Annotated in this window: 8 protein-coding genes and 1 pseudogene; 2 read left to right on the forward strand and 7 right to left on the reverse strand. The window is 70.4% G+C overall.

All coding sequences use genetic code 11. The features are described from left to right. Positions 1-21: 21 nt before the first annotated feature. The 7 genes from A8G15_RS21870 to hisD are packed head-to-tail and all read right to left on the reverse strand — an operon-like array spanning position 22 to position 5,305. A complete protein-coding gene (locus A8G15_RS21870; RefSeq protein ID WP_068164466.1) occupies positions 22-273 on the reverse strand; it encodes a hypothetical protein in 252 nt (83 codons plus the stop codon). Then, a complete protein-coding gene (gene hisH, locus A8G15_RS21875; RefSeq protein WP_068164470.1) occupies positions 270-905 on the reverse strand; it encodes an imidazole glycerol phosphate synthase subunit HisH in 636 nt (211 codons plus the stop codon). The genes A8G15_RS21870 and hisH overlap by 4 nt, the downstream gene beginning before the upstream one ends. Further along, positions 902-2,044, reverse strand: coding sequence for an MFS transporter (locus tag A8G15_RS21880; protein WP_068164517.1), 1,143 nt, complete (start codon positions 2,042-2,044; stop codon positions 902-904). Before A8G15_RS21880 ends, hisH begins: the two co-directional genes overlap by 4 nt. A 23-nt stretch (positions 2,045-2,067) precedes the next feature. Continuing rightward, complete coding sequence (locus A8G15_RS31195; RefSeq protein ID WP_169833925.1) at positions 2,068-2,223, reverse strand: hypothetical protein; 156 nt, start codon at positions 2,221-2,223, stop codon at positions 2,068-2,070. 3 nt (positions 2,224-2,226) lie between these two features. After that, on the reverse strand, positions 2,227-2,841 hold the full coding sequence (gene hisB / locus A8G15_RS21885) for an imidazoleglycerol-phosphate dehydratase HisB (RefSeq protein WP_068164473.1): 615 nt from the start codon (positions 2,839-2,841) through the stop codon (positions 2,227-2,229). Continuing rightward, complete coding sequence (locus tag A8G15_RS21890) at positions 2,838-3,980, reverse strand: histidinol-phosphate transaminase (RefSeq protein ID WP_068164475.1); 1,143 nt, start codon at positions 3,978-3,980, stop codon at positions 2,838-2,840. Before A8G15_RS21890 ends, hisB begins: the two co-directional genes overlap by 4 nt. Continuing rightward, on the reverse strand, positions 3,977-5,305 hold the full coding sequence (gene hisD, locus A8G15_RS21895) for a histidinol dehydrogenase (protein WP_068164478.1): 1,329 nt from the start codon (positions 5,303-5,305) through the stop codon (positions 3,977-3,979). The genes A8G15_RS21890 and hisD overlap by 4 nt, the downstream gene beginning before the upstream one ends. 287 nt (positions 5,306-5,592) lie before the next feature. On the opposite strand from hisD, the gene A8G15_RS21900 reads away from it, so the two are divergent. Together A8G15_RS21900 and A8G15_RS21905 are read left to right on the forward strand one after the other, a co-directional pair. Then, positions 5,593-6,756, forward strand: a complete 1,164-nt coding sequence (locus A8G15_RS21900; protein ID WP_245687949.1) for a family 1 glycosylhydrolase — start codon at positions 5,593-5,595, stop codon at positions 6,754-6,756. A 42-nt stretch (positions 6,757-6,798) separates the two neighbouring features. Further along, positions 6,799-6,989, forward strand: a pseudogene (locus A8G15_RS21905) (threonine transporter RhtB); the annotation flags it as partial.

Raw genomic sequence — 6,989 nt, forward strand, 5'->3', positions numbered from 1 at the left:
GGGGCGGTCACCGTGGCGCGGCTATCCCCGATCGTCACCGCGCCCGTAGGCACGGCGCGTCATCCGCGTCGACACGAAACCCATCACCGCGATCGCGCAGGCGATGCCGACGAGCACGATCGTCAGTCCGAGGACCGGGCCCGGCTGCAGTGTGATCATCAGCACGGTGACGATCGCGAGCACCCCGGTCGCCGATCCGACGACCGCGATCGCGAGCTTGCCCAGCGACAGGTCGCCGCGCGGATCGCCGCTGCCGCCGCCGGTTCCGGTCACAGGCTTCCCACCCAGTTGCTCAGCAGCGCGGCGCCGGCGTCACCGGACTTCTCGGGGTGGAACTGCGTGGCCGAAAGGGGGCCGTTCTCCACGGCGGCGAGGAATTTCACGCCGTGTTCGGCCCAGGTGAGCCTGGGCGGGGCGATCCGCTCGGGTTCCGGCAGCTCCCATGCCTGCGCGGCGTACGAGTGCACGAAGTAGAAGCGGGTGTCGGCGTCGAGACCGGAGAACAGCACCGAATCGGCCGGGGCCTGCACGGTGTTCCAGCCCATGTGCGGCAGCACCGGCGCATCGAGGCGCGCGACCGTGCCCGGCCATTCGCCGCAACCGTCGGTTTCGACGCCGTGCTCGACGCCCTTCTCGAACAGGACCTGCATCCCGACGCAGATGCCGAGGACCGGCCGTCCCCCGGCGAGGCGGGTTCCGATGATCTTCTCGCCGCCGACCGACAGCAGACCCTTCATGCACGCGTCGAACGCGCCGACGCCGGGCACCACGAGACCGTCCGCGGCGAGCGCAACCTTGTGGTCCGACGTGACTTCGACGTTCACTCCGGTGCGGGCCAGCGCCCTGGCGGCGGAATGCAGGTTGCCGGAACCGTAGTCGAGAAGGGCGACGTTCTTTGCGCTCATGGGTTCGATTCTATGGGTCGTGGTTTCGGGTCGGACGGCCCGGCGAAGCGGGCCAGGAGGGGCAGCACCGGAACGAGCACCGCGGCGATCGCGAAGGCCGCCGGATATCCCATGGTGGTGGCCAGGGCACCGAGCAGCAGCGAGCCGACACCGGTCCCGGCGTCGAAGCCGATGTTCCAGGCGGCGCTGGCGGAACCGATGTGGTTCGTTCCGGCGCGCCGGAACGCGACGAGCAGTGCCTCGTTCTGCACGATCCCGAAGCCGAGACCGAAGCACACCGCGGCACCGATCAGTGCCCCGGCGCCGGCGCGGTCGTCGGCGACGAGCGCGAACGGCACCATCGCGACCGAAGCGAGCCCCAGCCCGACCGGCAGCAACCGGCCCGCACCGATCCGGTCGGCGAGGGAACCCGCGCCGAACCGGCCGACCAGTGTGGAGGCGCTCAGCGTGGCGAGCGCGATCGGTACCGGCAGGCCCACCGCCGCGATCTGCAGCAGGGAGGTGAGGCCGCCGTAGGCGATGGCACCCGCGCCGATCGCGACGGTCGGTAGCACCAACGCGAGCAGCGGGGGGCGCCCGTGCACCGTGCCGGGTGCCGGGCGGATCCGCGGCAACCGCGCGGCCGCGACGAGTCCGAGCGTCGGCACGAGTGCGCCTAGCACGAAGACCGGTGCGGTCGAGAAGTGTTCGGCGAGGAACAGGCCGAGCGGCAGACCGATCATCTGCGACGCGGCGATCGCGATGCCCAGCGTGCCGGTGGCTCGGCCCAGTTGCCGGGCCGGGGCCAGTTCCGCGACGAGCGCGGCCGCGGCGACGGTGATCATGCCGAAGCCGATGCCGCGCACGGCCGAGATCCCCAGCACCACCGGCGGCGCGGTCGAGGTGAGCAACCCCAGCGACGGCAATCCGAGCAGCAGGCACCCTGCGATCAGCAACTGCCGATGCCCGCGGGTGCGCATCAGCTTCGGCATCGCCAACTGGGTGAGCACCGTGGTCGCCATGAACACCGTCGTCACCGATCCGGCGAGCGCGTCGGTGCCTCCGGCCTCGGCGATCGCCCAGGGAACGACGGGCAGCAACAGCGAGAATCCGCCGAACGCGGCAGCCGCGAGCGCCCAGGATGCGGGCAGCCCGCGGATGCCGAGCAGGCTCGGCACAGCGGTCACATCAACCTCAGGATCCCCGCGATCGCAGCGAGGAGCGTCAGGGCCAGCAGCACACCGGCGAACAGCTGGTTGCCGGCTTTCCACGCCGACCAGGTACCCCCGGCGCCGAGCCCTGCGAGCAGGAAGCAACCGTAGGTCAGTACGACATCCATCGGTTACAGGCTGCCCTTGGTCGAGGGAATGCCGGTGACCCGCGGGTCCGGCTCGACGGCCTCGCGCAGCGCTCGCGCCACCGCCTTGAACTCGGCCTCGGTGATGTGGTGCTGATCGCGGCCGTACAGCACCCGCACGTGCAGGGCGATCCGGGCGTGGAACGCGAACGATTCGAACACGTGCTTGTTGATCACCGTGGCGTAGGGCACACCCGGGTAACCGCCGATCACCGAGTGCACCATGTAGTCCGGTTCCCCGGTGTGCACGCAGTACGGCCGGCCCGACACGTCCACCGACGCGTGCGCGAGGGTCTCGTCCATCGGGATGAAACAGTCACCGAAGCGGCGGATGCCACGCTTGTCGCCGAGCGCCTGGTTGAACGCCTGGCCGAGCACGATCGCGGTGTCCTCGACGGTGTGGTGGGCCTCGATCTCGACGTCGCCCTTCGCGTGGACCGTCAGGTCGAAGCAGCCGTGCTGACCGAGCGCGGTGAGCATGTGATCGAAGAACGGCACACCGGTCGAGATGTCGGTGCGGCCGGTGCCGTCGAGGTTGATCTCGACGCTGATGCTCGACTCCTTGGTGGTGCGTTCGACCTTCGCGATCCGGTCGCTCATCGGGTTCCCTCGATTTCCGTTGCGGCGAGTTGTGCACTGACCCGCAACAATTCGTCGTTCTCGTGCGTCAGGCCGACCGTTGTGCGCAGGTAGCCGGGAATGCCGACGTCCCGGATGAGCACGCCCTCGTCGAGATACCGCTGCCAGGTGGCGGCGGAGTCCGCAAATCGGCCGAACAGGATGAAGTTGGCGTCGGACGGGATCACCTCGTAACCGAGACGGGCCAGTTCCGCGGCGACGCGGATGCGTTCGGCGGTGAGTTCCGCGACGGAGCCGAGAGTCTCGTCGGAGTGCCGCAGGGCGGCGCGCGCGGCGGCCTGGGTGATCACCGACAGGTGGTACGGCAGTCGCACCAGCAGCAGTGCCTCGACGACGGCGGGCGCGGCGGCGAGATAGCCGAGGCGACCACCGGCGAACGCGAACGCCTTGCTCATGGTGCGCGAGACGATGACCTTCGCCGGGTACTCGTCGATCAGCGCGAGTGCACTGGGCACCGCGGAGAACTCGGCGTACGCCTCGTCGACGATCACGATGCCCGGGGCGGCCTCGACGATCGCCCGCAACTGTTCGAGCGGGATGCTGTGCCCGGTCGGATTGTTGGGGCTGGTGACGAACACCACGTCGGGCTTGCGGGCGCGGATCGCCGCGACGGACGACTCGACGTCGAGGGCGAAGTCGTCGCGCCGGTAGGTGGCCAGCCAATCGGTCTGGGTTCCGTCGGAGATGATCGGGTGCATCGAGTACGACGGCACGAAGCCCATCGCGCTACGCCCCGGTCCGCCGAACGCCTGCAGGATCTGCTGCAGGATCTCGTTCGATCCGTTTGCCGCCCAGAGATTTTCGACACCCACCGCGACACCGGTCTGACGGGTCAGGTAGGCGGCGAGGTCGGTGCGCAGCGCGACGGCGTCGCGGTCCGGGTAGCGGTGCAGCTCGCGAGCGGCCTCCCGGACGGCCTCGGCGACGTCGTCGACGAGCGCCTGCGTCGGCGGGTGCGGGTTCTCGTTCGTGTTCAGCTGCACCGGCACCGTCAGTTGCGGCGCGCCGTACGCGGACTTGCCACGCAGGTTCTCCCGTAGCGGCAGGTCGTCGACGGTGATGCGGCTGCCCGGCACGCTTCCGGTCTGTGCGGCGCTCACTGCAGGGCCTCGAAACGCAGACGCACGGCCTCACCGTGGGCGGGCAGGTCCTCGGCGTTCGCGAGGGTGATGACGTGCCCCGCCACGTCCCGCAGCGCTTCGCGGCTGTAGTCGACGACGTGGATGCCGCGCAGGAAGGTCTGCACGCTCAACCCGGACTGGTGCCGGGCACAGCCCGCGGTCGGCAGCACGTGGTTCGAACCGGCACAGTAGTCGCCGAGGCTGACCGGCGCCCACGGTCCGACGAAGATCGCGCCGGCGGCACGAACCTGCGCGGCCACCTCGGACGCGTTCTCCGTCTGGATCTCGAGGTGCTCGGCGGCGTACGCGTTGACGACCTGCAGGCCCTGCTTCACGTCGTCGACGAGGACGATGCCGGACTGGCTGCCCGACAGCGCGGTCTGCACGCGTTCGCGGTGCTTGGTGATCCCGAGTTGGGCGGCGAGGGCGGCGTCGACGGCGTCGGCCAGTTCGGTGCTGGTGGTGACCAGCACCGAGGCGGCCATCACGTCGTGTTCGGCCTGGCTGATCATGTCGGCGGCGACGTGCACGGCGTCCGCAGTGTGGTCGGCGAGGATCGCGATCTCGGTGGGTCCGGCCTCCGCGTCGATCCCGACGACGGCCCGGCACAACCGCTTGGCGGCAGTGACGTAGATGTTGCCCGGTCCGGTGATCATGTCGACGGGGGCCAGCTCGGTCGCGGCGTCGTCGACGTCGGTGCCGCCGTAGCTGAGCAGCGCGACGGCCTGGGCGCCGCCGACGGCCCACACCTCGTCGACGCCGAGCAGCGCGGCCGCGGCGAGAACGGTCGGGTGCGGAAGGCCGTCGAAGTTCTTCTGCGGCGGCGAGGCGATGACGAGGGATTCGACGCCGGCGGCCTGGGCCGGGACGACGTTCATCACGACGGACGACGGGTAGACGGCGTTGCCGCCGGGCACGTACAGGCCGACGCGGTCCACGGGCACCCAGCGTTCGGTGACGGTGCCGCCGGGCACGACCTCGGTGACGGTGTCGGTGCGGCGCTGATCGGCGTGGACGAGGCGGGTACGGGCGATGGCGACCTCGAGGGCCGCACGCACGGCGGGGTCCAGTTCGGCCAGCGCGCGGTCGATCTCGGCCTGCGGTACACGCACCCGCGCGGGGCGGACGCCGTCGAACTTCTCGCTGTAGTCGAGGGCGGCGACGGCTCCGCGATCACGGATGTCGTCGACGACGGGACGGACGTGATGCAGCACCGCGTCCACATCCACTCCGCCGCGGGGCAGGGCGCCCCTCAGCTCCGCAGTGGTGGGGGTACGACCGCGCAGGTCGGTGCGGGCAAGCATGAGTTGTCCTCTCTCGTAGAACAGGGATCCGCTCCATTATCCGCGATGAACGCAAACGAGTTGTCAGCCGGTCACCCGGCGGCGCGGCGGGCACATCGAATCTCGGGGCCGGACCCGTCGCTCCGCACGGAATTCGTGGCGCCCGGAACGGCCGAACGGGGTACCCGGCGGCTGCCCTCGTGCGTAAGGTGCGGCATGGATATCGCAACGTCCGCACCGGGGCGCGCCCGGTGAACCGCCTGCACGCGGCGGTAGCGGCCGTCGCCACCCTCGTCACGGTCTCGCTCGTGCCGCCCGCGCCGTCGGCGGCGGCGGTGCCCGACGGGTTCCTGTGGGGCGTGGCCTCGTCGGGGTTCCAGGTCGAGGGGTCGTCGCCGGACAGCAACTGGTCTCGGTATTCGGCGTCGGGCCGCACCGACGATCCGATCGGTGCGGCGGTCGATTTCCGGCATCGCTATCGGGAGGACATCGCCCGTGCCGCGGACCTGGGTGTGGACGTGTTCCGGTTCTCGATCGAGTGGGCGCGGGTCCAGCCGGGACCGGACCGCTGGGACGAGTCGGAGTTCGCGTACTACGACGACGTGGTGGCCGCGATCGCCGAGCACGGGATGCGGCCGATGATCACCCTCGATCACTGGGTGTATCCGGGGTGGATCGCCGACCGCGGCGGCTGGGCCGATCCCGGTACGACCGGGGCGTGGCTGGCCAACGCCGAACGGGTGGTCGCGCGGTACGCCGGTACCGGCGCGCTGTGGGTGACGATCAACGAACCGACGATCTACGTGCAGAAGGAACTCGCGTTCGGCGGGCTGACGCCCGCCGACGTGCCGCGCATGCTCGACGGACTGGTCGCCGCGCACCGCGGTGCGTACGCGCTGATCCACCGGCTCGATCCGGGTGCGAAGGTCACCTCGAACGCCGCGTACATTCCCGGCGCACAGCCCTACCTGGACACCCTGTTCCTCGATCGTGTCCGCGACAGCGTGGATTTCGTGGGGGTCGACTACTACTACGGGGTCGCGCCGGACAATCTCACCGCGGTCCATGCCGCGTTCGACGACTTCGCGGCGGTGCGGCCGCACCCGCAGGGGCTCTACGCCGCGCTGATGGACTATGCGCGGCGTTATCCGGGTGTGCCGCTGTACGTCGTCGAGAACGGTGTGCCCACCGCCGACGGGGCACCGCGACCGGACGGGTGGACCCGCTCCCGGCACCTGTGTGAACACGTCGCCGCGCTGACCCGCGCAATCGACGACGGGGCGCCGGTCTTCGGCTACAACTACTGGTCGCTCACCGACAACTACGAATGGGGTTCCTACACCCCGCGATTCGGTCTCTACACCGTCGATGCCCGCACCGATCCGGACCTGGTCCGGCGCCCCACCGACGGGGTCGACACCTACCGCGCGGTCGTCTCCGACCCGCATGCCGGATGCCACGGCCCGTCCTGACGGGCCCGGCTCCGGGATCGAGCAGTCGGCTAGGCTCACGCGGTGACCTGGCAGATGTGGTTGGCCTTCCTCGGCGCGGCGTGGGTGATCAGCCTCTCCCCCGGTGCCGGCGCGGTCGCGTCGATGTCCTCGGGACTCGCGCACGGTCTGCGGCGCGGCTACTGGAACATCCTGGGACTGCAACTGGGCCTGTTGCTGCAGATCGCGAGCGGCGCCGCGCGCCGCGGCAGCAT

This window comes from Rhodococcus phenolicus (assembly GCF_001646785.1).
Taxonomy (GTDB): Bacteria; Actinomycetota; Actinomycetes; order Mycobacteriales; family Mycobacteriaceae; genus Rhodococcus; species Rhodococcus phenolicus.